The organism is Paraburkholderia sprentiae WSM5005 (assembly GCF_001865575.2).
Taxonomy (GTDB): Bacteria; Pseudomonadota; Gammaproteobacteria; order Burkholderiales; family Burkholderiaceae; genus Paraburkholderia; species Paraburkholderia sprentiae.
This window is the reverse complement of record NZ_CP017561.2, coordinates 1,325,580-1,349,955: the sequence shown is the minus strand read 5'-3', so window position 1 is coordinate 1,349,955 and position 24,376 is coordinate 1,325,580. Positions and strand designations below refer to the sequence as shown.

Sequence of the window (24,376 nt, the reverse complement as noted above, 5' to 3'; positions counted from 1 at the left end):
CGTCGCGCGCGCGTGACACGTCGCCTCAGCCGCGCCGAGGGGCCGGTCGCCCGATCAGTACCTCAGCGTTCGACGGGATGCGGCTCCTTCAGCTTGTTCGCGACACGCACCGCGTCGTAGTACGCAGCGTTCGGCGGCCGCTTCAGGTATTGCCCCGCGCCACGCTGCGCGCGCAGCTCGCCGTCCGCCCACGCATGCGCGCCGCGTGTGAACGTGTGCATCGCGACGCCCTGCACGGTCATTCCCTCGAAGATGTTGAAGTCGACCTTCTGATGATGCGTTTTCACCGAGATCGTCTTCGTCGCAGCCGGGTCCCAGACGACGAGATCCGCGTCCGCGCCGACCTGCACGGCCCCTTTGCGCGGATACAAATTGAAAATCTGCGCGGCATTCGTCGACGTGATGCGCACGAACTCATTCGGCGTGATGCGTCCGCGATTCACGCCCTCGTGCCATAGAACTGACATCCGGTCTTCGACGCCGCCGCAGCCGTTCGGTATCTTCGTGAAGTCCTCGCGTCCCATCGCCTTTTGCGACGCGCAGAACACGCAGTGGTCGGTGGCAGTCGTATGCAGCTGGCCCGATTGCAGGCCGCGCCATAGCGCCTCGCGATGCTCGCTCGTGCGAAACGGCGGACTCATGACATGCGCGGCGGCCCGCGTCCAGTCGGGGTCGCGATACACGGATTCATCGATCACCAGATGCCCGGGCAGCACTTCGCCGAACACCCGCTGCCCCTCGTTGCGCGCGCGCGAAATCGCTTCGACCGCTTCTCTCGCCGACACGTGCACGATGTAGACGGGTACGCCGAGCACCTGCGCGATGCGAATCGCGCGATTGGCCGCCTCCCCTTCCACTTGCGGCGGACGCGACAGCGGATGGGCTTCCGGTCCCTTGAAGCCCTTCGCCAATAGCTGCTTTTGCAACTGGAACACCAGTTCGCCATTCTCCGCATGCACGGTTGGCAGCGCACCGAGTTCGAGCGATCGCGAGAAGCTGTTGACGAGCACTTCGTCGTCGGCCATGATCGCGTTCTTGTAGGCCATGAAGTGCTTGAAGCTCGACACGCCATGCTCGTGCACGAGCGTGCCCATGTCGCGATAGACCGAGTCGTCCCACCACGTCACCGCCACGTGAAAGCCGTAATCCGACGATGCCTTTTCCGCCCAGCCCCTCCACTCCTTAAACGCATCCATCAGCGGCTGCTTCGGGCTCGGAATCACGAAATCGATGATGCTCGTGGTGCCGCCCGACAGGCCTGCGGCCGTGCCCGTATAGAAATCGTCGCTGGCCGTCGTGCCCATGAACGGCAGCTCCATATGCGTGTGCGGATCGATGCCGCCGGGCATCACGTACTGATCGTGCGCATCGACGAGCTTCGCGCCATCGGGCGGCTCGATGGTGCGGTCGATCTGCAGGATCGTGCCGCCGTCCTGCGGGTCCGCGATCAACACGTCGGCTCTATGCGTGCGGTCGGAATCGATCACCGTGCCGCCGCGAATCAGGGTTGTCATCGGTTGCCTCCTCCTTCAAATCACGAAATTCAAGCGTTCGCCATGCTCGTGCCCGCACTGCGCAGCTTCATCCATGTGCCGTAGACGATCGATGCGAGCGCCAGTCCCACGAACCATGCATACGTGTAGAGCGTGTTGAGAAAGGCCGGCACGTTCGGGAACGATGCGGGGAACGCCGTGTGCAAAAAGCCCGGCAGATTAGGTAGCACGCCGATCGCCAGCGCGACGACGGCGGCCAGGTTCCAGCCGCCCGTATAGCTGTATTCGCCGTTTTCGTCGAACAAGTCGCGCTGTTCGAGCCGCGTGCCGCGAATGAAGAAATAGTCGACCATCAGGATGCCTGCGACCGGACCCAGCAGCGCGGAATAGCCGACGAGCCAGGTGAAGATGTAGCCCTGCGTCGTCGCCAAAATCTTCCACGGCATCATCCCGATCGCGATGCTTGCCGTGATGAAGCCGCCGGTGCGGTACGAAATGCGCTTCGGCCACAGACTCGAGAAGTCGTAGGCAGGGCCGACCAGATTCGCGGCGAGATTGCAGCACATCGTGTCGAGCGTGAGAATGACGAGCGCGATGCCGACGCCGATGCCCGTCATGCGGCTCGTCAGATCGATCGGGTCCCAGATGGCCTTGCCGTAGATCACGACCGTGGCCGAGGTAACGACGACCGAGATCACCGACAGCAGCGCCATCGGCACCGGCAATCCGATCGACTGGCCGACGATCTGATCGCGCTGGGTCTTCGCAAAGCGCGTGAAATCGGGAATATTCAGCGCGAGCGTCGCCCAGAAGCCGACCATGGCGGTCAGGCTCGGCCAGAACGTCACCCAGAAAAGCCCTTCCTTCTTGCCGCCCGCTACGAACTGCGACGGCGCTGACAGCATCGAGCCGATGCCGCCCGCTTTCGATGTCGCCCACCACACCAGCGCAATGCACATCACGACCTTGATCGGCGCCGACCAGCTTTCGAGCCGACGAATCGAATCGGTGCCATGCACGATGAAGTAGATCTGCAACGCCCAGAACGCCATAAAGCAGGCGAGCTGTCCGGCCGAGATATCGAGGAACGGCAGCGCCGCGCCATGCAGCGCATTGCCCGTCAGGATGTTGAGCAGCGTATAGATCGCACTCCCGCCGAGCCACGTCTGGATGCCATACCAGCCGCACGCGACGATCGCTCGCAACATCGCGGGCAGCTTGGCGCCCTGGGTGCCGAACGACGAGCGCACGAGCACCGCGTACGGGATGCCGTGCTTGGCGCCCGCGTGTCCGATCAGAAGCATCGGCGCCAGCACGATCAGATTGCCGAGCAACACCGTCGACACCGCCTGCCACGGCGACATGCCCGCCTCCGTCAAGCCGGCCGCGAGCATGTATGACGCGATGTTCATCACCATGCCGACCCACAGCGCCGCGAAGTGATACCACCTCCATGTGCGCTGCGCCGGGCCCGTCGGCGCGAGGTCGTCGTTATAGAGACTACCGCCGTGCGTGCCGGTCGCATGCGACGCGTCGGCGGATTGCGCTGTCTGCTTCATCGATGGATCTCCACTTGATTGTCCGTTGATTGTGGGTGCCGCCTTTTTCAGGCTACTTTGGCCGCTTGCTCCGCATCAGCCGTTTCCGCTGCGCCTGCAACGACATGCGCCGGATTGTTCGGATGCGTGGTCCAGTTCGCGTACTCGCCGCTATCGACACGCTCCATCGTGATGCATTGCTCGACCGGACACACATGCATGCAAAGATTGCACCCGACGCACGCTGCATCGATCACTTCGAAATGACGCTTGCCGTCTTTCTCACGCGTGATCGCCTGGTGCGAGGTGTCCTCGCAGGCGATATGACAGAGGCCGCACTGGATGCAAGTGTCCTGATCGATGCGCGCCTTGATGTCGTACTTGAGATTCAGGTACTTCCAGTCGGTGACGTTCGGCACGGCGCGGCCGCGGATATCGTCGAGCGTCGCGTAGCCTTTTTCGTCCATCCAGTTCGACAGACCGTCCGCGAGATCGGACACGATGCGAAAGCCGTAGTGCATCGCTGCCGTGCATACCTGCACACTGCCGGCGCCCAGCACCATGAACTCGACCGCATCGCGCCACGACGAAATGCCGCCTATGCCGGAGATCGGCAGATTCGGCGTTTGCGGGTCGCGCGCGATTTCAGCGACCATGTTCAGCGCAATCGGCTTGACCGCGGGACCGCAATAGCCGCCGTGCGTGCCCTTGCCGTCGACGGTCGGCATCGGCGCCATCTGGTCGAGATCGACCGCGACGATCGAGTTGATCGTATTGATCAGCGACACACCGTCCGCGCCGCCCTTGTAGGCGGCACGCGAACCCATGCGGATGTCGCTGACGTTCGGCGTGAGCTTCACCAGACAGGGTAGCTTCGTGCCTTCCTTGACCCAGCGGGTGACCATCTCGACATACTCGGGAACCTGGCCGACAGCCGAACCCATGCCGCGCTCGCTCATTCCATGCGGACAACCGAAGTTCAGTTCGACGGCGTCGGCGCCGGTGTCCTCGACGAGCGGCAAAATCCACTTCCAGTCGCGCTCGTTGCAAGGCACCATCAGCGAGACGATCAACGCGCGCTCCGGCCAGTCGCGCTTGACCTGTCTGATCTCGCGCAGATTGACATCGAGTGGACGGTCGGTGATCAGTTCGACGTTGTTCAGACCCGCAATGCGCTGGCCGTTCCATTGCACCGCGCCGTAACGCGAACTGACGTTGACCACATGCGGATCGAGCCCGAGCGTCTTCCACACGACACCGCCCCAGCCCGCCTCGAATGCACGGTTCACGTTATAGGCTTTGTCGGTCGGCGGCGCCGACGCGAGCCAGAAGGGATTCGGCGAAGTGATGCCGGCAATCGTGCAGCGTAGATCGGCCATGTTCGGCTCCGTAGGGATTCGATTTGCGGATGACGTTGCGTGCGTCTGCGTTTTCAGGCTGCCTTGACGGCGGCGAGCGCAAAAGCCGCATCGATCGATGCGGCCGCGAGCTTGCCGTCCTGCACGGCCTGCACAGTCAGATCGAGGCCGCCTGATGCCGCGCAATCGCCGCCCGCCCAAACCTTGTCCAACGACGTACGCATGTCGGCATCGACGGCAATCCGGCTTTGATCGAACGTCAACAGCTCACGCTCGAGCCCGAGCGCAACCAGTGTCTGACCGATGGCCTTGAGCACCATGTCGGCTTCCAGCGTGAAGCGCTCCGTGCCGCCCTTTACGGAGCGCTCGAATTCGACGCCTGACACTGATCGATCGCCGCCGATCAAGCGGACCGGCTTCGCATGCGTGATGAGCGTCACGCCCTGCTTCTGCGCGAATTCGCGCTCAGCCCAGGTCGCGCTCATCGATTCGAGGCCGCGCCGGTACGCCATCGTCACGCTCGTCGCGCCGAGCTTGCGGCTTTGCACGGCGGCATCGACAGCGGTGTTGCCACCGCCGATCACGATCACGCGCCGCCCCACCGGTACCGTCGACAGGTCTTTCGCCTGACGCACCTGCTCGATGAATTCGACCGCGTTCATGACGCCGTCCAGCGACTCGCCTTCGAGTTCCAACGCGCGCGCACCTGCGAGTCCGACCGCAAGAAACACGGCATCGTGGTGCTGCCGCAACGTCTCGAGCGCGATATCGCGACCGAATGCGACACCGGTCTCCAGCTCGATTCCGCCGACCGACAACAGCCATCGCACTTCCCGTTGCGCGAAGTCGTCGACGCTCTTATACGCTGCGATGCCATATTCGTTGAGGCCGCCGCCTTTATCGCGGGCGTCGTAGATCGTCACGCGATGCCCCGCCACCGCCAGACGATGCGCGCACGCAAGTCCCGCCGGACCCGCCCCGACGACGGCCACGTGACGCCCGCTGTCCGTCGAGCGTTTGAACTGCACAGCCTCGCGCCCCATCGCCCAGTCCGTCGCATGCCGCTGCAACGCGCCGATCGCCACCGGCTGCGCGTCCTGATGATTGCGCACGCACGCGCCTTCGCAAAGGATCTCCGTCGGGCACACCCGCGCGCACATGCCGCCCAATGGATTCGCGGAAAGAATATCGGTGGCGGCGCCCTTCAGGTTTCCGTTGCCGATCTTGCGGATGAAGCCTGGAATGTCGATTTGCGTCGGACAGGCCTGCACACACGGTGCGTCGTAGCAGTAGTGACAGCGGCTCGCAGCGGCGGCGGCGGCCGTCGGATCGAGCAGCGGCGCAATATCGCCGAATTCGCACGAAAGCTGTTCGGACGACAGCCGGTGCGCCGCGATGTCGCCGGTTTGCTTGATGGCCATAGACGTTCCTTCGTCAAAGTGAGGACGTAGTCGTGCCTGCCGGCTTCGCGCGAACGAAGCCGGGGCAGCGTATTTTGTGGGTGAAGCGTTGCGGCGCTACAGCATCATCGCGCGCCTAGGAGTCGCTCTCGCAAGCGCGCTCCAGCATGGCGTGCAGTAATACGTTCGCGCCCGCCTCGATCCATTCGGGCGTCGCGTCTTCGACTTCGTTGTGACTGATCCCATCGACACAGGGCACGAACACCATCGATGTCGGCGCGACTTGCGCGAGATAGCATGCGTCGTGACCCGCGCCCGATACCATGTCGCGATGTGAATAACCAAAGCGTTCCGCCGCGGCGCGCACGGACTTCACGCATGCCGCGTCGAACTTGACGGGCTCGTAGTAGAAGATCTGTTCAAGCTGGGTGTCGAGGCCGATGCCGCCGGCAATTTTCGCCACCCCGTCGCGCAACGCGGCATCCATCTTCGCGAGCACGGCGTCGTCCGGATGCCGGAAATCGACCGTGAAAAACACCCGGCCCGGAATCACGTTGCGCGAGTTCGGATGCACTTGCATCATGCCGACCGTCGCGCACGCGAGCGGCGCGTGCTCGAGGCCGATACGGTTCACCAGATCGACGACGCGCGCCGCGCCCAGCAATGCGTCCTTGCGGCGCGGCATGGGCGTCGGGCCTGCATGCGCTTCCTGGCCCGTCAGCGTGATCTCGTACCAGCGCTGACCTTGCGCATCGGTGACGACGCCGATCGTCTTCTGCTCGGCTTCGAGTATCGGCCCCTGCTCGATATGCAATTCGAACGCCGCGTGCAGCGACCGGCCGCCGCACGGCACGTCGCCGGCATAGCCGATACGTTGGAGCTCTGCGCCGATCGTCCTGCCGTCCACGTCCTTGCGCGAGAGCCCATAGTCGAGCGTAAAGACGCCCGCGAACACGCCCGACGCGACCATCGCGGGCGCAAAGCGCGAGCCTTCTTCGTTGGTCCAGATCACGACTTCGATTGGATGCTCGGTTTCGATGTTGCGGTCGTTGAGGCTGCGAATCACTTCGAGTCCGCCGAGCACGCCGTAGATGCCGTCGAAGCGGCCGCCCGTCGGTTGCGAGTCCGCATGCGAGCCCGTCATCACCGGCAACGCATTCGGGTTCGAGCCCGCGCGCCGCATGAACACATTGCCCATCTGATCGACGCTCACGGTGCAGCCCGCCTGCTTCGCCCAACTGACGATGAGGTCACGCCCTTCCTTGTCGAGATCGGTGAGCGCGAGACGGCAGACGCCGCCTTTCATCGTCGCGCCGATCTTCGCCATCGTCATCAGGCTATCCCACAGCCGTTTGCCGTTGACCCGGATCGACGTATCGAGTCCTTGTTTCAACCCTTCGGGTGTCGCATTCATTCGTCTTGCTCCTCTCGATCGAGACGCCTTGCGTGGTAAACCCCGACGCGATGCCTGCTTCCAATCCTGTCCAGTTGGACAGGTTGTAGCTGACTAAAATCATGAAATCAATGTCTTTCGTGCGAGCCCAAACAGTTGGCGATCAGAGCGAGAAGCATGCCATTGCAATGAAGCCGGTCTTCTTCCCGCACCACAACACGGCGCGAATGACCCGGTGGACGCGGGCGCAAAGCAGCTAGAATAAAGCGCGACGCGGCGCCAGGGCTAACGATGAAACACCACGACACACTGTTGAGCGAAACGGCTAACGACGATGCAGCGCCACCTTTGCGGCGTCGCAAGGCTCGGATTCGCGAGAGCAACGAAGCGCATCTTCTGGCGTGCGCGGAGGCCGTGTTCGCGGAGCGCGGCTTCGAAGGCGCGAGCACGGCAATGATCGCCGAACGCGCGGGCCTACCGAAAGCCAACGTCCACTACTACTTCCCGACGAAGCTCGCACTTTATCGTCGCGTGCTCGAAGACCTGTTCGAAGACTGGCATCGCGCGGCGAATACGTTCGAAGGGAGCGACGACCCGGTGGAAGCGATCGGCGGCTATGTGCGCGCGAAGATGGAGTTGTCGCGACGGCGGCCGCTCGGATCGAAGGTATGGGCGAACGAAATCATTCACGGCGCCGGGCACATGCAGGACATCCTCGCGCAACGCGTGAAGCCGTGGCTCGACACGCGCGTGACCGTCATCGACGACTGGGTCGCGCGCGGCCTGCTCGCGAACGTGGATGCGCAAACGCTGATGTACATGATCTGGGCCACGACGCAGCACTACGCGGATTTCGATGCGCAGATACGCGCGCTCAGCGGCAAGCGTGCACTGTCGCGAAAGGCTTTCGGTTCGGTCACTGAACACGTCGTGCAACTTGTGATCCGTGCGTGCGGCGCTAGGTCTCCGTCTGCGAAGAAGACCTAGCAGGCTGCTTGGCGAGCCTTTCCCATCGCGCCCGAAGAGCGCGCCGACCGGCGCAATCAAAGATGCCGCGTTTGCACCGGCGGATTGCCCCAGTCGTTGTGCAGTCCGTCCCGATAGGTGACTGGCGCATTCAACGCTGCGTCGAGATCGAGTTCATCGAGGCACATGATGTTCACGTTGATATACGGATACCCTGTGCCGTTGGGCATGTCGATGCGATCGAATACGTGGACCCCGCAGCGTTTGCAAAACGGGTGATGCGCGACCAGGTTGTTACCCTGGTATTCGTTCAGCACGGCTTCGTCGCAGAGCAGGCGGAAGTCTTCGCGGCGAACCTGCACGTGCCAGAATCGCAGCCTGCTGCAGTAGCTGCAATTACATTTGGACGTGCCCTCGTCGAAGTCGATGCGCGCTTCGAACTTGACGAGTTGGCAATGGCAACTTCCGAGGTACGTGCGCAGCATGGGGGTCTCCGGGGTTGAGGGCCGCTGCAATTATGGACGGCATGACTTCGCGCTGCCAATGCATGAGCCGTTGCAATCGGCGTCGCCGTACCCCTGTCCATGAACCCGCCTCTAAAAAAGTGCCTGTTCGCTATCTCGTAAAAAACATGTAGGATACTGTATATCCATACAGGTATTTTCGTCAATGATAGCCGCCCTGCCAGCACCGGAAGCCATTCATCCGTCCTTGTGGCGGGCGTCCCAGCTGGCCGCTGGCCGCGGCCGCAGCGTCGATACCGGCTATCCGGCCTTGTCGGCGGAATTGCCCGGCGGCGGCTGGCCACTCGGCGCGCTGGTCGATCTGCTCGTGCAGCAGGCCGGCGTCGGCGAACTGCGATTGTTGCAGCCGGCGCTCAGCGCCGTCGGCGAGCGTCCGGTCGCCTTCGTGCAACCGCCGCATACACCGGACGGCCTCGGGCTCAACTACATCGGCCTGTCGCTGCAGCAGGTGCTGTGGATCAATGCGCCGAAAACCGCCGACGCGCTGTGGTCGGCCGAGCAGATCCTGCGCGCCGGCAGTTGCGGCGCGCTGATCTTCTGGGCGCAGCACGCGCAGGCGTCGTCGCTGCGCCGTCTGCATCTGGCCGCGCAATCGTCGGAGACACTTTTCATCATGGTGCGGCCGCTCGCCACCGCGCAGGATGCATCGCCCGCGCTGCTGCGGCTCGCGCTCAGGCCATCGGCCGAAGGTCTCACCATCGACATCGTGAAACGACGAGGGCCCGCTCGCGCAGAGCCCCTGTCGATTCCCCTTCAACCCACCCCCGTTCTGCTTTCCCGACATGCGCGTCTTTCTCGCCGTTCATCTGCCAAAGTTGCCGCTCGAGGTCTTCAGACCGAAGTGGTCGCCTGAGCCCGCGCATGGCTGCGCGGTGCTGGAGAAAGACAAGGTGGTCATGGCCGACCCCGCCGCGCGCTCGGCAGGCGTGCGTCCCGGCATGAAGCGCGGCGGCGTGCTGACGCTGTCGCCGCAGACGGCCATGTATGAGCGCGATAGCGGCCGCGAGGCGGCGGCCCATCGCGAGGTGGGCATCGCGCTGATGCGCTTCTCGCCCGAAGTCGCGCTGCTCGATGAGGCGACGGTCGTCGTCGAGATCGGCGCGAGTCTGCGGCTCTTTGGCGGCCTGCTCGCGCTGTGCCGCGATGCGAAGGCCATCCTCGACGCGCTCGGTTTCAGCGCGCGCATCAGTGCCGCGCCGACCGGCCAGGGCGCGTGGCTGCTCGCGAAGTATGGCAACCGCCGCGTGCTGAAGCTCGCGTCGCTCGAACGGCGCCTGTGCGCCCTGCCGATGCTCGCCGTGCCCGAAGTGCGCCCGTTCGCCGACTGGTTCACGGGCCTCGGCTGCGAGCGCATCGCCGATCTGCGCCGCCTGCCCCGCGCCGGCTTGCAGCGCCGCTGCGGCGAACATCTGCTCGACTCGCTCGACCGCGCGTTCGGGACCGCGCCCGAACTGTTCGACTGGCTCGAACTGCCGCCCACGTTCTCGGCGCGCATCGAGATGCCCGACCGGCTCGAACACGCGGATGGCGCGGTGTTCGGCGCGCAGCGGCTCGTCGTGCAACTGTGCGGATGGCTGTGCGCGAAACAGCTCGCGCTCACCGGCATTCGCCTGTCGCTCGAACACGAGCGAGGCCGCGATGCAATCGAGCCGACCACGCTCGACATCGCACTCGGCGAGCCGAGCTGGCGCGAAGAACATCTGATTCGCCTGCTGAAGGAGCGGCTGCATCGTATCGAGCTCGCCGCGCCGGTGATTGCGTTGCGGCTCGATGCATCGAAGGTCGAGCCGGCCGCGCCCACGTCCGACACGCTGTTTCCCGAACCGGGCGGCTCGAAAGAGGACCACGAGCGCCTGCTCGAACTGCTGGCCGCGCGGCTGGGCGACGAGAACGTGCTGAAACCCGCGCCGAGCGCCGATCATCGGCCGGAGATCGCGAACCGCTGGCTGCCGGTCTCGCAGCCGATCAAGCCCGGCGCGCTGCCGCGGAATCTGCCCCGCCCGACGTGGATGCTCGACACGCCCGTGCGCCTGCTGATGCGCCAGCACCGCCCGTTTTATGGCTCGCCGTTGCGCATGGTGTCGCCGGGCGAGCGCATCGAGAGCGGCTGGTTCGACGGCGAGCTCGTCACGCGCGATTACTTCGTCGCGCAGGCAGAAGACCAGAGCTGCTACTGGATCTACCGCGAACGCGTGAGCAGCCGCGACGCGGAAGAAGAGCAACGCTGGTTCCTGCATGGCCTGTTCGGCTGACAGGCGCGGATGAGCGGCCATGGACACCACCTTCACGATGCTGCCGGCGTATGCCGAGCTGTTCTGCTTTTCCAACTTCACGTTTCTGCGGGGCGCGTCGCACGCTGAGGAACTGGCCGAGCGTGCCGCGCAACTCGGCTACTCCGCGCTCGCGATCACCGATGAATGCTCGCTTGCAGGTGTCGTGCGCGCGCATGTCGCGGCGAAGGACGCGAATCTGCCGTTCATCGTTGGTTCGTATTTCCGGCTCGTCAATGCCGATGGTTCGCCGGCGTTCGGCCTGATCCTGCTCGCCCGCAACCGCAACGGCTACGGCAACCTGTCCGAGCTCATCACGCTGGCGCGCATGCGCGCGCCCAAGGGCGAATACCGGCTCACGCCGCAGGATCTGTCGCGGCCGGAGAAGACGTATCGCCACCTGTGCGGCATGCCCGATTGCCTCGCGATTCTCGTGCCGGATTTTCCGGCCAGCGAAGACGCGCTCGACGCGCAGGTCGAATGGCTCGACGAAACGTTCACCGGCCGCGCATGGGTCGGCCTCGTGCTTCATCAACGCGCGATGGACGATCTGCATCGCGGCGCGGTCGAGTTCGTCGCGCGCAGCCGGGATGTGCCCGTCGTCGCGCTCGGCGAAGTCGTGATGCACGTGCGCTCGCGCAAGCCGCTGCAGGACACGATGACCGCGATCCGGGTCGGCAAACCGGTCCATCAGTGCGGCTATGATCTCGCGCCGAACGCCGAGCAGCATCTGCGCTCGCGCTTGCGGCTCGCCAACCTGTATCCGGAAGACGCGCTGGCCGCGACGCTCGACATCACGAGCCGCTGCACGTTTTCGCTCGACGAATTGCGCTACGAGTATCCCGACGAGCTGGTGCCGGCCGGCCATACGGCGGCCTCGTATCTTCGCCAGGAGACCTACATCGGCGCGCAGCGGCGTTTTCCGGCGGGCATTCCGCATCCCGTTCAGCAGCAGATCGAGCACGAACTCGAACTGATCGCGGACTTGCAGTACGAGCCGTATTTCCTGACGGTCTATGACATCGTCCGCTTCGCGCGCAGCCAGCACATTCTGTGTCAGGGACGCGGATCGGCCGCGAACTCGGCGGTGTGCTACTGCCTCGGCGTGACCGAAGTGGACCCCGCGCGCGGCAACATGCTGTTCGAGCGCTTCATCAGCAAGGAGCGCGGCGAGCCGCCCGATATCGACGTCGACTTCGAGCATCAGCGGCGCGAAGAAGTGATCCAGTACATCTATCGCAAGTACGGCCGCGACCGGGCCGCGATCGCGGCGGCGGTGTCGACCTATCGTCCGCGTGGCGCGCTGCGGGAAACGGGCAAGGCGCTCGGGGTCGATCCGCAGATCGTCGACGCGGTCGCGAAGTCGCATCACTGGTTCGATACCAGCCGCGATCTGCTCGCACGCTTCGCGGAATCCGGCCTCGATCCGGACCAGCCCTTGATTCAGGCATGGGCGAAGCTCGCCTCGCAACTGCTGAATTTTCCGCGCCACCTGTCGCAGCATTCGGGTGGCTTCGTGATCAGCCGCGGCAAGCTCACGCGGCTCGTGCCGGTGGAAAACGCGGCGATGGCGGACCGCTCGGTGATCGAGTGGGACAAGGACGATCTCGAATCATTGGGCTTGCTCAAGGTCGACGTGCTCGCGCTCGGCATGCTGTCCGCGATCCGGCGCACGCTCGACCTCGTTTCGGAAGAACGCGGCGAGCGCTTCGAGATGCAGGACATTCCATCCGAGGATGAGGCGACCTACGCGATGATTTCGGCCGCCGATACGGTCGGCGTGTTTCAGATCGAATCGCGCGCACAGATGAGCATGCTGCCGCGCATGCAGCCGCGCACGTTCTACGACCTCGTCATCGAAGTCGCGATCGTGCGGCCGGGTCCGATTCAGGGCGGCGCCGTGCATCCGTATCTGCAGCGCCGCCAGGGCTTCGAGCCCGAGACCTATCCGAGCGACGACTTGAAGACCGCGCTGGGCCGCACGCTCGGCGTGCCGATCTTCCAGGAGCAGGTGATGCAGGTGGCGATTCTCGCGGCCGGCTTCACCGCCGGCGAAGCCGACCAGCTGCGGCGAGCGATGGCCGCGTGGAAACGCAAAGGCGGACTCGAAAAATACTACGACCGCATCGTGCTCGGCATGCAGGAGCGCGGCTACGATCTGGCCTTCGCGGAAGCGATCTTCGAGCAGATCAAGGGCTTCGGCGAATACGGTTTCCCCGAAAGTCACGCGGCCAGTTTCGCGTTGCTCGTCTATGCGAGCAGTTGGCTCAAGTGTCACGAACCGGAGGCCTTTCTCGCCGCGATGCTGAACAGCCAGCCAATGGGCTTCTATTCGCCGTCGCAACTGGTTCAGGATGCGCAGCGGCATGGCGTCACGGTGTTGCCGGCCGATGTGACGATCAGCGGTTGGGATTCATCGCTCGAACACCGTGCGGGCGCGACACGCCCCGCCGTGCGTCTCGGTCTTTCGCTGCTGCGCGGCATGAAGGACGGCGCCGCGGAACGGATCGAGAACGCGCGCGCGGTTCGTCCGTTCGCGAGCGTCAACGATCTCGCGCGCCGCGCGCAACTCGACCGCAAAGACCTGCATGCGCTAGCGGACGCGAATGCGTTGGCATCGCTCGCGGGAAACCGCCGCGAAGCGCTGTGGCAGTCGGTCGTCGCGGTGCCGGACAAGGATATGCTCGCGGCCGCGGCGACGCAGGACGAAACGCCCGAACTGGGCGCACCGACCGAGGCGAACGACATCGTCGCCGACTATCGCTCGCTCGGCCTGACGCTCAACCGCCATCCGCTGGAACTGCTCAGGCCGCAGTTGCTCGCGAACCGGCTGATGCCGGCCTCGACGCTGCGGACCTATCGCAACGGCCGCCTCGCGCGCGGCTGTGGACTCGTGACGGTCCGTCAGCGTCCCGGCACGGCCAAGGGCGTCGTGTTCGTCACGCTCGAAGACGAGACGGGCAACGTCAATGTGATCATCTGGCCGAGCCTGCTCGAAAAACAGCGGAAAGAAGCGTTGGGCGCCGCACTGCTCGCCGTGTACGGCACCTGGCAGTGTCAGGGAGAAGTACGGCATCTCGTGGCGCAGCGGCTGGTCGACATGTCTCATCTGCTGGGCGGCTTGCAGACATCGAGCAGAAACTTCTGCTGAGCCGTCCCGTGACGTAGCGAACTCTGCCCGCACGCAGAACCTTGCCTCGCTATCCCGTCCTTTCCGCCCGATGCGCGGCCTCCTGCACACCTCGTACCGCCGCGGCCACGATCAAGCCGGTGAACACCACGCCGATCAGCCCCAGGCATGCGGCGTCGATCCGGCCGAACGCCGAAGTGGGCACGACATCGCCGTACCCGATGGTGAGCGCGGTGATTGCGCAGAAGTACACGGTTTCACCCAGCCGTGACGGTGTCCGGTTCGCTGTCTCGACGGGCGCACCCCAGTAGTACATGCCAATCGTCAGCAGGACGAACAGTAGCAGCAGGCCGATCAGAACCGCTCTCAGATACCACGCGGTGATCGCCATTTCCTTCAGGATTTCACCGGTCCGAGGACGGGCCGCGCCATCACCTGTCGCATTTCCCATTGCACGCTCCTGTGGCGATCACCGGGTCCGCTTTGCAGCATGCCGCACCGCCTCACTCAACCCGGCGGTGCTGCTCGAAAAGCAGAAGCATCAAATACGCATAGGCCGTTACGGCCAGAAAGAGCCCCATTCGCACGGCAAATGCGGTGTAGACATCCTTGCCCGCCACGCTGTCCTGCACCGATTGCCCGAGCAGAATGATCATCGTCACGAGACTGTTCAGCCAGAAGCCCGGCGAACCCCGCGTGGGTTGCAGGCCGTACAGCTTGCGTGCCACCAGCAGGCCGAACAACAGCATCCACAGAAAGAACATCCACAGATGCACGAACAGCCTCAGCGCAAACCAGAACGCGATGGCGAGCAGCCCGCCGAGCAGCGTCGAGCCGATCAGATCGCGCGCGGCGCCGCGGGCCGAGGTCGTACAGGTTTGTCTGCCGAGGCTGACGGACTTCATGATAATCGGCATGTAGTTCGCCGGATCGGTCATCGCGAGCAGATAGGCCGGCATGACGACCAGCGCCGCACGCAGCGCGATATAGGCCGCCTCGTCTGCCGCCATCGCTGCCGCGGCGGGCGCTTCTCGCGCGCCCATGCTTTCGGGAAACAACCTGTGCGCCAGCATCGACACCAGCACGGCAAGCAGAAGTCCCTTCGCCAGCGCGCCGACGACCGTCAGGGCCAGTTCGAAGTCGGCCGTGCCCGCGGCGGAAATCATCGTCAGTCCCGCGACCAGAAAAGTCGCGACGAGATGGTTGCCGCCACGCAGCCCGTAACGAAACGCGAAAAACAGCATGAGGCCGACGATCATGATGCCGGCCAACGCATAGTGACGAAGCAACGGAACGACGAGCAGGCCGCTGCCTGTGGTCGACGCCACGACCAGCGAAAGAATCACGCCGGCCCTCAACGACAGCGGGTGATTCTGCATGACCAGCAGAAAAACCGTGAATACCGGCGCGACGACGGGTATCGGGAAATCGAGTCCAAAGCTGACGGTAAGTGCGATCGCCGTTCCGATGGCCACCCGTATCGCGCGATAACCGAGGCGCTGGGTCACGGGCTGCATGGGCTTCTCAATAGACGTAGGAAAGCCAGCTCATCAGCCGGATGAACGCGTGTCCCAGCGGATTGAGTGGATTGCCCTGGGTCGGAAACGCCATCACTTCGGCCTGCCCGCCCACCCGCAGATCGCGCAGACGCGCGCGCTCGCTGTCGTCGAATTCGACGGTTACCGGGAAACGCTGCGCGGGACGCAGCCAGTCGCGGCTATTTTGCACGGTGGGCAGGCTGCCGGCCGGCGTGCTCTGCCCCACGCTCACGCCATAGCCGACACTGCGAACCCGCCCGCCGAACACTTCGCCGGGCAGCACGTCCAAGGCGATCTCGACGCGCGTGCCGGGTCTGAGACGGCCCAGATTGTTCTCCGTCATATCGGCGCTGACCCACACGTCGCGGATCGCGATCAGCGTCATGACCGGATTGCCCGCCGCGGCGAACTGACCGACTTCCGTGCGCAGGTCGGTCACGACGCCGCTCGAGCGGGCTCTGACCCGCGCGTTGGCGAGATCGAGTTCGGCCTTCTCGAGCGCGCCAGCGGCGCTGCGCAACTGCGCATTCTCCGTCTCGCTGCCGCCCTGCTGCTCCCGCGCCCGCTCGACTTCGGCACGGGCCCCGTCGACCTGGCTTAGCGCCTGTGCATGCGTCGCCCGCGCGACTTCGAGGCGTCGCAGCGAGACGGTGCCCTCGTCTTCACGATAGAGCCGCTCGAGACGGTCGCTGTCCTGGCGCGCCTTGACCTCGTTCGCGATGGCGGCCCGCAGCGCGGCGAGGGCCGATTCGATACCGGCCGTGCTGGCACCGACCTGCCGGCGCGTGGACTCGAGATCGGCGCGCGCCCGGTCAGCGGCAATGCGGTAGGGCTCGCTATCGACTTCGAACAGCACGTCCCCCGCGTCGACATCCTGGTTGTTATGGACGAACACCCGCGTCACACGTCCCGACACCTCGGCGGCGACGGGCACGACATAGGCCTGAATCCGCGCCTGCTGCGTATACGGCGTGAAACGGTCGGCGAGCAGATACCAGATCAGGCTCACCACGATCAGACAGACGACCCATTTGACCGCCCTGCCCGAAGGGTCGGCAGCAGGCGTCGACGACTTCGGCGGGGCGGCGGCTCGAGGCTCGCGGGTATCCTGGGTATCGCTCATCGTGACGCCCCTTCGGCTTGCCCCGGCGTACCGGAAGACGGCGCCGTTTCGTCGAGCAGGTCGCCCCAATCGGTGCGTTGCCGCATCTGCGCGCGCGTCGCCGCGTCGACGAGCGGCTGTTCGGTTTCCCAGCCGCCGCCGAGCGCCTTGTAAAGCGCGATCACGCTGCCGAGCGCATTGCTGCGATTGACCACGTACGCGTCCTGCTGCGCGAACAGCGCGCGCTGCGCATCGAGGACCCGCTGGAAGTCCGAATAGCCTTCCCGATAGATCGTATTGGCGAGCGTTAGCGAGCGCCGCGCCGCGCCCTGCGCGTCATTCAGAATGGTGTCGCGCTGCAACGCGGCGAGCAGCGCCGTCGCGGCGTCGTCGGCCTCGCGCGCCGCCTCGCGCACCGTGTTCTGATAAGCGAGGGTCAGCTCTTGCAGCCGTGCGTCCTGGACGCGCACGTTGTTCGTGATCCTGCCGTGATCGAATACGTTCCACGTCACGCTCGGGCCCGCGGCAAACAGCAGTGTGCTCGGTGCGCCCGCGAGCGAACTGGCGGTCCACGTCAGCGTGCCGAGCAACGATACCGACGGGTACAGATCCGCTTTTGCCACGCCGATCAGCGCCGACTGCGAAGCCATCTGGTACTCGGCCGCGCGAACGTCAGGGCGGCGCAGCAGCAGATCGGCCGGCACGTCCTGCAGCACTGCATGATCCACCAGCGGCACCACGCCTTCCTTGCCGGTCTGCACGTCGAGTTCCGGCAGCGGACCCGGCGCTCGCCCGATCAGCACCGACAGCGCATGACGCGCAAGCACGATCTGGCTGTCGAGATCGGGGATGCTGCTCAGCGTCCCGAGGTACTGCGTTTTCGCCTGCTGGAAGTCGAGTTCATCGGATTCGCCAGCCTTGAAGAGCTTTTGAGCGATGTCGTAGCTGCGTTTTTGCAACTGGGCGTTCTCGCGAGCGATACCTAGCCGCGCCTGCGCGACCCGCAGCGTGAAATAGGTATCCGCGACCTGCGCGTGCAACAGAACCAGTGCATCGTCGCGGTTGGCTTGCGCGGCGAAGAACGCGGCGTCGGCCGATTCGATCGCGCGGCTGAAACGTCCCCAGAAATCGAGTTCCCAGCCGATGCTGAAACCCGCGCCGTACTGCACGAAGGCGCCCGAGCGCGGATTCGAACCGTCCGAACGCTTGCGCGCCGAAGCCAGTCCATCGGCACTCGCCTGCTGCACCTGCGGATAGCGTCCCGCGAGCGCGATGCCGAGCTGTGCGCGCGCCTCGAGCACGCGCAGTCCGGCGATCTTCAGGTCGCTGTTGTTCGCGTCGGCTTCGGCGATCAGACGTTCGAGATTCCTGTCGTCGAAGATCAGCCACCACTGGCGCAGATCGGGCTGTGCACTCTGTTGCGTGGCCCGCGCGATCGATTCGCTACGCCAGTGCTCGCTCCACGCTTCATGCTGCGGCTTGAAGTCCGGGCCCACCCGCATGCATCCGCTCAGGCCGACCGCCGCCCCGAAAAGCACTGCGATCCCGTACGGACGCATCAACGGTGACACGGAGCCATCCTCGAGCTTCAGGTCTGCTTCTGTTCGTGGGTCCGCGTGGATTGCGTGGGTTGCTCGGGTCGAGCCTGGTCTCGGACCCAGCGCCAGAACAGCTGATAACCGACGGCCAGCATCACGGGCCCAACGAATAGCCCGATGACGCCGCCCGTCACCATGCCGCCGAGCGCTCCGATCAGCACGACGGGCATCGGCACCGCGACGCCACGGCCCAGCATCAATGGCTTGAGCACGTTGTCGGCCAGGCCCGCGACGAACACGTAAACCGAGAATATGATGTTTGCGGTGTTCACGCCGTCCGTGACGATCACGAAGGCGATCACCGGAATGGTGATCAGCGTGGCCGGCAATTGCATGATGCCGAGCAGCAGCACGGCCAGCGCGAGCAACCCCGCGCCCGGTATCCCCTTTACGACGAAGCCGATGCCGATCAGCAGCATCTGGATAAACGCGATGCCCACTACCCCTTGGGCCACCGCGCGAATCGTCGCCGTGCACAGGTCGGCGATCGGAGCGCCGTTCTCGGGGCCCGAGATGCGCGAGGCGATCTGCACCGCGCTGTGATAGCCCTTCTCACCGTGGGCCATCAGGATTCCCGCGACGATCAGCGCGACGAAAAATATCACCAGGCCGGCACCGAGACCCGTCACCGTCGCAAGCACAGCGAGCCCGGCCTCCTTCAGCTGCGGGGCGAACTTGTGCGCAAGACCGGTCAGGTCCGTCGATGCCTGTTGCCAGAAGTCGTACACACGCTGGCCGACCAACGGCCAACCCGCCACCGACTCCGCGGGAGGCGGAATCCGGAAGCTACCGCTCCTGGCAATGGCTATCGATTTCTCGACCGAATCGGCTACCGCGAGACCCAGCGCATACGTCGGCACCAGAATCACGGCAAACGCGACAAGGACGATCAGCGTGGCGATCAGGCCATCCTTGCCGCCGAGCATGGAGCGAAGCAGGACCTGCAGCGGATAGAGCGTGATCGCAAGAATCACCGACCAGACCATCAGGTTAAGAAACGGCGCGAAGATCCGAAAACAGAATACGGCCAGGACCGCGACGAGTCCGGCGCGGATCAGCACGTCGAGCATCTCTCGGGACGGAGTGCGTTGGGGAATCGGTGTGAGCAGCATAAGTTGTTCTCCCGCCAGGTCGCGTCGCGGTTCGGCGGCGACATCGTGATAGGCCTGCAATCGCGAAAACTCATACCCACTGGATCGTTCTTGACGGCAACACCAAGGCCTGCCTGCGATTCCGGCATCTTAGGAAGAGGATGGCGCCGGCTTTGTCGTCGACAGAACGCGGCGTTTCACTACTATTGGACCCGCACCTGAAATATTCAATTGGACTTTGGTCTCATGGACCCGGTGCGATCTTTCGAATCGATGTTGGCGATAGGAACGAAACTCACCCGAATTCGTCGTGCTGCGGCAATTGGTCAGTGATCGAGTACCACGGTGCCTTTGAACCTACGAAATTGTGGGCAGTGGGAGACAGGGCGGGCGAGTCTGTGAGCGTTCCCAGCGTGACGTGGACGTACTGGCCCTGACGAACCACCGAGAACATCAGACTTCCACATATTTTGCAGCGCACGTCATGCGACGCGCGTTCATCGCCAAAAATCAACAGGCTGTCTTCGCCCCGAGTGATGCGCAACTTGTCGCGCTCGATTCCCGCGAAGGATTTGAACGCCGAGCCGGTCGCGCGCCGGCAGTTCGAACAGTGGCAGTTCAACGCATAGACGAATTCGTCTCTAACCGAGTAATGGACGGCACCGCAAAGGCATCGGCCGGCAAGCAATGGTTTCATGGCTGCTTTTAAACAGAGGGTACGTCGCAAATTGGCAAGTCACGCAGCCGTGATTATTCGCGAGTCGACGCCCGATGTCGAACCGCCAGAGCGCTAGCGCCTGAAAATGACCTGCGCCGTGCCGGCCTCGATCGGAGAGGAAGTGTGCTGGTGGACAATGTTCCATCCGTCGGCCTGCTGCCTCAGCGTCATGGTGAGGCGATTGTCCATGGCGCGCAGTTCCAATCCGTCGGCGTCGACGGCCTTGTATGTCGCGAAAGCGTGAACCACGGCGAGGTCCGCGGCGACGATCGTTCGCGCCTCGCTGAAATCGACTATCACACGTTCCGTACCCAGCGAACCGAACCAGCCCTCCACCATGGCGCGCCACGATGCGATGCCGTTGTACGACCATGTCCCCCACATGTCGAAGACCACCGCATCGCGGTCGTAAAGCGCAACCAACGCGTTCACGTCTTTTGCCCATACCGCGGCTTTGTAGCTTTCCAGGACTTGCAGGATCGGATTGTCGAGTCTGTTCACAGTGTGCTCCCGGGTCGGATGACGGTGGCGGCCAGACCTGGCGCGAACGGCAGATCCAAGGTTCCTGACCGATTGTCTTACCAGCTAACGACGATCGACGCACCATCGGATCGACATCTCCCCGAAAAAACCTTCGACGCGATATTGCATTGCATTGATCGGATCGCCGCGGGCTGCGCGGATTACTGAGCAATCTGCTGACGTTGATACTCGTCGTGCTTCATTTGCATATAGTCGGCGCGGCTGACCTCGTGCAATTGCCGCGGATACTGCTCGGTCGCATCGAACCAGTCGGTGAGGCGTTTGTCGAGGCGTGCGTTGGGTGGGCTGGAAAGCGCGGCAAGATAGGCATCGATGGCGAGGTAATAGCGCATGGTATTGCGTTCGACCAGACCGCGCACGCCGCCGATATATCGCGTCTCGCCCGTCGACGGATCGGGCGTCGAGGAAAAGCCAACCTTGCCGCTACCGATCGTCGCCAGGTAGGTTTTCATCGCGAACCGTCCCGCCGCGCCGTATCCGTACGCGTAAGTCAGGTGAATAAAGGTGCGGCTATCCCCCACGGGTATCGCTTCCAGCACGATACGGTAGTCTTTCGTGCTCAGCGGACCCGTGGCGGCGCTGAGCTCGACGCGAAAATAATCCTGGGTGCTTGCTACCGGGCGATAGTTGAATTGCACGCGGTACGACGACGACAGCGATTCCTCGGTTTTCTTGCCGATGTTCACCGTGAGAACCGTACCGCTGTCGCTGGTCGACGCATGGCAGTATTGGGTGTTCAGATGCAGGATCAACACGTCGCACCAGTTGGCCGGACCCCGGGCCGGGTCGTTGAGCGCGCCGCTGACCACCGCGAAAGGATAGTTGAGCACACCGTAAATATCGCCCTTGAGCGCCGACGGCAACTCCTGCGACTCGAGGTACAACGGTCGCTGAAACGGGTTGTGCGCGAGTTGCTGCGTCAGACTCTGATATTTCTCGCGCAGGCGAGCCGCGCCGTCGTCCGCTTGCGCGAAGGCGCTCAGGCACACGCAACAGAACGTCGTCGTGATCAAGACCGTCCACCATGATCGCGCGCACCGGTTGCCCGCCGCGGATTTCGCAAGCCTGCTCATGGTCATCCTCCTTTTCGGCTCGGTTGCGGCGCACAAGATGCCGATCCGATCGTGGCGCCCTCGTTGCGCTTGCATTCGTTTGCGAGTGCATCGTCACCGCCGTCACGCGGCCATACGCAAATACAGGTCGCGGAACGCGAAGCGCTCATCGCTGACCCGGCAGCCATTCCGGGCACGAAGTTTTGGGCTCACGCATCAGATTCCCGAGATGATCAAGCATGGCGGTGGGTCGATTATCTTCACCTCGACTCGATACGACCGAATCGCAGACGTTCGTGACAGGCCTGCACGCGCTCAAGCGGGTGGCAAAGCCGGAAGAGATTGCACGCTCGGCGCTCTATCTCGCTTCCGACGATTCGTCCTTCGTGACGGGTACGGCTTCGTTGGTCGACGGTGGGGTTTCGATCACCCGCACATGAGCTTTTAGAACACGGCGCCAGCGCGGATGCGGATGTTCGTGCCGGCGCCTCGGCCGTTAGCTGTTGCGCGGCAGACGTACGGCGAACGTCGTCTCATCCGCGCCTGAGCGCGCCTCGATCGCGCCGTTGTGCGCCTTGGCGATTTCGGTCGCGATATAGAGTCCGAGGCCAAGACCGCTGCGGCCGTCTTGAGCGTTCTGCAGATCCGGACCGCGCTGAAGTGGATCAAAAATGCACTCGAGCAACGACATTTCGATGGCAGGTCCGCTGTTCGTAACCTCGAAACGCACCTCGGCCTGGTCGCCAGTCACCACGACCCGCACTGGCGCGTCGGGCGATCCATATTTGATGGCATTGAGAACCAGATTGCCCAGCAGCTGTTGTAAACGCGGGCCATCCCAGACGCCCCGCACGTCACCCTGTACCTCCAGCTCGATTTGCCGGTCGGGATGAATTGCGCGCAACTGGTCCAGTTCGTCAATGAAGACCTCCGCGAGATCAACGGTGGTGGGCGAGACGTTGATTCCAAGCCCGAGTCTGGTCCGGTTGAAATCGCACAAGTCATCGAGAAGTGCCTGCATCCGAGCGCCGCTGCGCACCAGACGGGTGGCGGCTTCTGAAACGCGCTCCCCAGCATTCAGCGCGCACAGATACGACGCCGTCATCTGGATCGTCTGAAGCGGGCTGCGCATGTCATGGCCGAGCATCCCGAGCAACAGATTGCGCGCCTGATCCACTTGCAGGGTGAAAAAGCCGAGCGATTCGGCAAGCGCCTGATCGATGGCCTCATTGAAGCGGATGACGTCATCCAGACAAGGTGCCTCGGGATGACACTCGTCCATCCACAACCGCAGCACGCTGGCGCGCAACGCACGGTACTCCGCGGCCAGCTGGTTGCTGTCGAAGCCGCCTCGCGCCCTCAAGACGGCATGTGTCTGCGCGGCGGTCTCCGGCGCATTATTCAGTTTGGGAGCGCGCCGCAGCGATTTTCCGTGTTGCGCTTTCGTGGTCTGCGAACTCCGAAGGTCTCTCGCGATCGCTTCGAGAAGCTGCGGCGCGTGGTCGCGCAAGGCCAGCGAACCCATGTTATCTGCCGCCGGCAACAGGGTGGCAGCAAACGCCTCCCACTGCCGCAGGATTGGCTCGGTGTCCCGCCGGATAAAATCCGCCAATCGCATGCCCGCTCCGCAGAACAGAGGAATGAAGGAGATATTTAGCTACATGCGTATTACGCACGAATGCATGGAGGGTTTCCCTCGGTGTTTACGCTGCGTCCAGCGCAAGCCGCAGGTATGGCTAGTTCGCCATTAGCGTGACAACCTCGAGAATCCGCGCGACGCGGCCAGGTAAGCGCAACCGATCGGCGCTTGAGCCGCGCTGGGCCCCTATCACTGCGTGATCGCCCGCCGCACATTGCGGGCGATCCACGCCGTCAGACCGGAGCGGCCCGCGATCGACAGCGTGCGGCGCGGCCCAAGCACGATGCCGCCGACCACCAGCGCGAGCAGCAGCGCGACATGCGGCGCCTCGGCGAGCGACCCGAGCACATTGCTGGCGGATGACCGCCAGGCCGGCCGCGCCGCCGGCAATGCGGCAGTCCCGTTCGCCACGACCAAGGCGGTTCGCGATGCCTCCATGCGTTCCAGAATGGTCACCCGGGCAAGCTCATGCGCGCGATGTGGTTGACTCATTTGAGCGACTCCCTGAGCGCGTCGAGATCGCTGTGAATCTCGGCCTTGAGGACGTGAAGCGATTGCGCCGGTTTCTGCGCCCGCACGACGAGGAAAGAAACGATGCACACCAGCAGCCACGCGGCGGCCACGCCCCACACCACCGCAAGAAAGTAGGCCGTCTGCCATGCAGTAGCGATGATCGCGATGCAAATGAAGGACAGCGTGAACAGGCCCGCGACCGCCAACGCCACGAGCGCGCTCAACTCGCGCACCAGGCGCTTTCGCGTCTCCTCGACTTCCAACGCGATCAGCTCGCTATAGTCGGTGACACGCTCGACACAGAATCGACCGACGTTGCGCCATCTCGTGACCTTCGCATGGATTGTCATTCTGTCCTCACGATTTGTTTGCGCCGGCCGCAATATGCACAGACTCCGTCCATCGGCCGATAGAGCGAAGCGACGCCAGCGTTGAACCCAGCGCAAGAGCCGGACCCGCGCTAACCGATCGCACGCCGCGTGCCCGTTCCCGCGCGGACGCCCCGAGGTG

The 24,376-nt window shown here is 63.9% G+C and carries 21 protein-coding genes and 1 pseudogene; 5 read left to right on the top strand and 17 right to left on the bottom strand.

Translation table 11 applies throughout. The features are described 5' to 3' along the window. Nucleotides 1–62: 62 nt before the first annotated feature. The 5 genes from hydA to BJG93_RS06150 form a co-directional block, all read right to left on the bottom strand. Entirely contained in the window at nt 63–1,514 is a 1,452-nt protein-coding gene (gene hydA / locus BJG93_RS06170) for a dihydropyrimidinase (protein WP_027197451.1), read from the bottom strand. Between the two features lie 29 nt (nt 1,515–1,543). After that, nucleotides 1,544–3,052, bottom strand: coding sequence for an NCS1 family nucleobase:cation symporter-1 (locus BJG93_RS06165; protein ID WP_027197450.1), 1,509 nt, complete (start codon nt 3,050–3,052; stop codon nt 1,544–1,546). Between the two features lie 47 nt (nt 3,053–3,099). Continuing rightward, nucleotides 3,100–4,410: an NAD-dependent dihydropyrimidine dehydrogenase subunit PreA gene (gene preA, locus BJG93_RS06160; protein WP_071336540.1), complete on the bottom strand. Its 1,311-nt coding sequence runs from the start codon at nt 4,408–4,410 to the stop codon at nt 3,100–3,102. Nucleotides 4,411–4,463: 53 nt separating this feature from the next. Further along, nucleotides 4,464–5,810, bottom strand: a complete 1,347-nt coding sequence (locus BJG93_RS06155) for an NAD(P)-dependent oxidoreductase (protein WP_027197449.1) — start codon at nt 5,808–5,810, stop codon at nt 4,464–4,466. A gap of 115 nt (nt 5,811–5,925) precedes the next feature. Then, a complete protein-coding gene (locus BJG93_RS06150) occupies nt 5,926–7,203 on the bottom strand; it encodes a Zn-dependent hydrolase (protein WP_027197448.1) in 1,278 nt (425 codons plus the stop codon). 270 nt (nt 7,204–7,473) lie between these two features. Between BJG93_RS06150 and BJG93_RS06145 the strand changes: the two genes are divergently transcribed. After that, the gene (locus BJG93_RS06145; protein ID WP_027197447.1) at nt 7,474–8,169 is read left to right on the top strand and encodes a TetR/AcrR family transcriptional regulator; all 696 of its coding nucleotides are present in this window, start codon (nt 7,474–7,476) and stop codon (nt 8,167–8,169) included. Nucleotides 8,170–8,225: 56 nt separating this feature from the next. On the opposite strand, the gene BJG93_RS06140 is transcribed toward BJG93_RS06145, so the two are convergent. Then, the gene (locus BJG93_RS06140) at nt 8,226–8,633 is read right to left on the bottom strand and encodes a GFA family protein (RefSeq protein ID WP_027197446.1); all 408 of its coding nucleotides are present in this window, start codon (nt 8,631–8,633) and stop codon (nt 8,226–8,228) included. A gap of 184 nt (nt 8,634–8,817) precedes the next feature. On the opposite strand from BJG93_RS06140, the gene imuA reads away from it, so the two are divergent. Genes imuA through BJG93_RS06125 form a run of 3 tightly spaced genes read left to right on the top strand, consistent with a single transcriptional unit; the run spans nt 8,818 to nt 14,093 of the window. Then, nucleotides 8,818–9,525, top strand: a complete 708-nt coding sequence (imuA, locus tag BJG93_RS06135; RefSeq protein ID WP_027197445.1) for a translesion DNA synthesis-associated protein ImuA — start codon at nt 8,818–8,820, stop codon at nt 9,523–9,525. Next, complete coding sequence (locus tag BJG93_RS06130) at nt 9,455–10,924, top strand: Y-family DNA polymerase (protein ID WP_174566105.1); 1,470 nt, start codon at nt 9,455–9,457, stop codon at nt 10,922–10,924. Before imuA ends, BJG93_RS06130 begins: the two co-directional genes overlap by 71 nt. Nucleotides 10,925–10,943: 19 nt before the next feature. Next, nucleotides 10,944–14,093, top strand: coding sequence for an error-prone DNA polymerase (locus BJG93_RS06125; RefSeq protein WP_027197443.1), 3,150 nt, complete (start codon nt 10,944–10,946; stop codon nt 14,091–14,093). Nucleotides 14,094–14,142: 49 nt separating this feature from the next. On the opposite strand, the gene BJG93_RS06120 is transcribed toward BJG93_RS06125, so the two are convergent. The 8 genes from BJG93_RS06120 to BJG93_RS06085 form a co-directional block, all read right to left on the bottom strand. Beyond that, a complete protein-coding gene (locus BJG93_RS06120; RefSeq protein WP_027197442.1) occupies nt 14,143–14,523 on the bottom strand; it encodes a potassium channel family protein in 381 nt (126 codons plus the stop codon). Nucleotides 14,524–14,575: 52 nt separating this feature from the next. Further along, nucleotides 14,576–15,589, bottom strand: coding sequence for a DUF2955 domain-containing protein (locus BJG93_RS06115; protein ID WP_027197441.1), 1,014 nt, complete (start codon nt 15,587–15,589; stop codon nt 14,576–14,578). 7 nt (nt 15,590–15,596) lie between these two features. After that, a complete protein-coding gene (locus BJG93_RS06110) occupies nt 15,597–16,733 on the bottom strand; it encodes an HlyD family secretion protein (RefSeq protein WP_027197440.1) in 1,137 nt (378 codons plus the stop codon). After that, entirely contained in the window at nt 16,730–18,271 is a 1,542-nt protein-coding gene (locus BJG93_RS06105; RefSeq protein WP_174566108.1) for a TolC family protein, read from the bottom strand. Before BJG93_RS06105 ends, BJG93_RS06110 begins: the two co-directional genes overlap by 4 nt. 29 nt (nt 18,272–18,300) lie before the next feature. Next, nucleotides 18,301–19,422 carry an AI-2E family transporter gene (locus BJG93_RS06100; protein ID WP_027197438.1) on the bottom strand — a complete coding sequence of 374 codons (1,122 nt, stop codon included), beginning with the start codon at nt 19,420–19,422 and terminating at the stop codon, nt 18,301–18,303. Nucleotides 19,423–19,696: 274 nt separating this feature from the next. Next, on the bottom strand, nt 19,697–20,098 hold the full coding sequence (locus BJG93_RS06095) for a GFA family protein (RefSeq protein ID WP_034479289.1): 402 nt from the start codon (nt 20,096–20,098) through the stop codon (nt 19,697–19,699). Between the two features lie 93 nt (nt 20,099–20,191). Then, the gene (locus tag BJG93_RS06090) at nt 20,192–20,620 is read right to left on the bottom strand and encodes a YybH family protein (protein ID WP_027197436.1); all 429 of its coding nucleotides are present in this window, start codon (nt 20,618–20,620) and stop codon (nt 20,192–20,194) included. Between the two features lie 182 nt (nt 20,621–20,802). After that, complete coding sequence (locus BJG93_RS06085) at nt 20,803–21,735, bottom strand: hypothetical protein (RefSeq protein WP_027197435.1); 933 nt, start codon at nt 21,733–21,735, stop codon at nt 20,803–20,805. 184 nt (nt 21,736–21,919) lie between these two features. On the opposite strand from BJG93_RS06085, the pseudogene BJG93_RS06080 reads away from it, so the two are divergent. After that, nucleotides 21,920–22,154, top strand: a pseudogene (locus BJG93_RS06080) (SDR family oxidoreductase); the annotation flags it as partial. A gap of 56 nt (nt 22,155–22,210) precedes the next feature. On the opposite strand, the gene BJG93_RS06075 reads toward BJG93_RS06080, so the two are convergent. The 3 genes from BJG93_RS06075 to BJG93_RS06065 form a co-directional block, all read right to left on the bottom strand. Further along, nucleotides 22,211–23,332: a sensor histidine kinase gene (locus tag BJG93_RS06075; protein ID WP_027197433.1), complete on the bottom strand. Its 1,122-nt coding sequence runs from the start codon at nt 23,330–23,332 to the stop codon at nt 22,211–22,213. A 210-nt stretch (nt 23,333–23,542) separates the two neighbouring features. Then, nucleotides 23,543–23,845 carry a hypothetical protein gene (locus tag BJG93_RS06070; protein WP_063828925.1) on the bottom strand — a complete coding sequence of 101 codons (303 nt, stop codon included), beginning with the start codon at nt 23,843–23,845 and terminating at the stop codon, nt 23,543–23,545. Continuing rightward, complete coding sequence (locus BJG93_RS06065) at nt 23,842–24,216, bottom strand: phage holin family protein (protein WP_027197431.1); 375 nt, start codon at nt 24,214–24,216, stop codon at nt 23,842–23,844. The genes BJG93_RS06070 and BJG93_RS06065 overlap by 4 nt, the downstream gene beginning before the upstream one ends. Nucleotides 24,217–24,376: the final 160 nt, after the last annotated feature.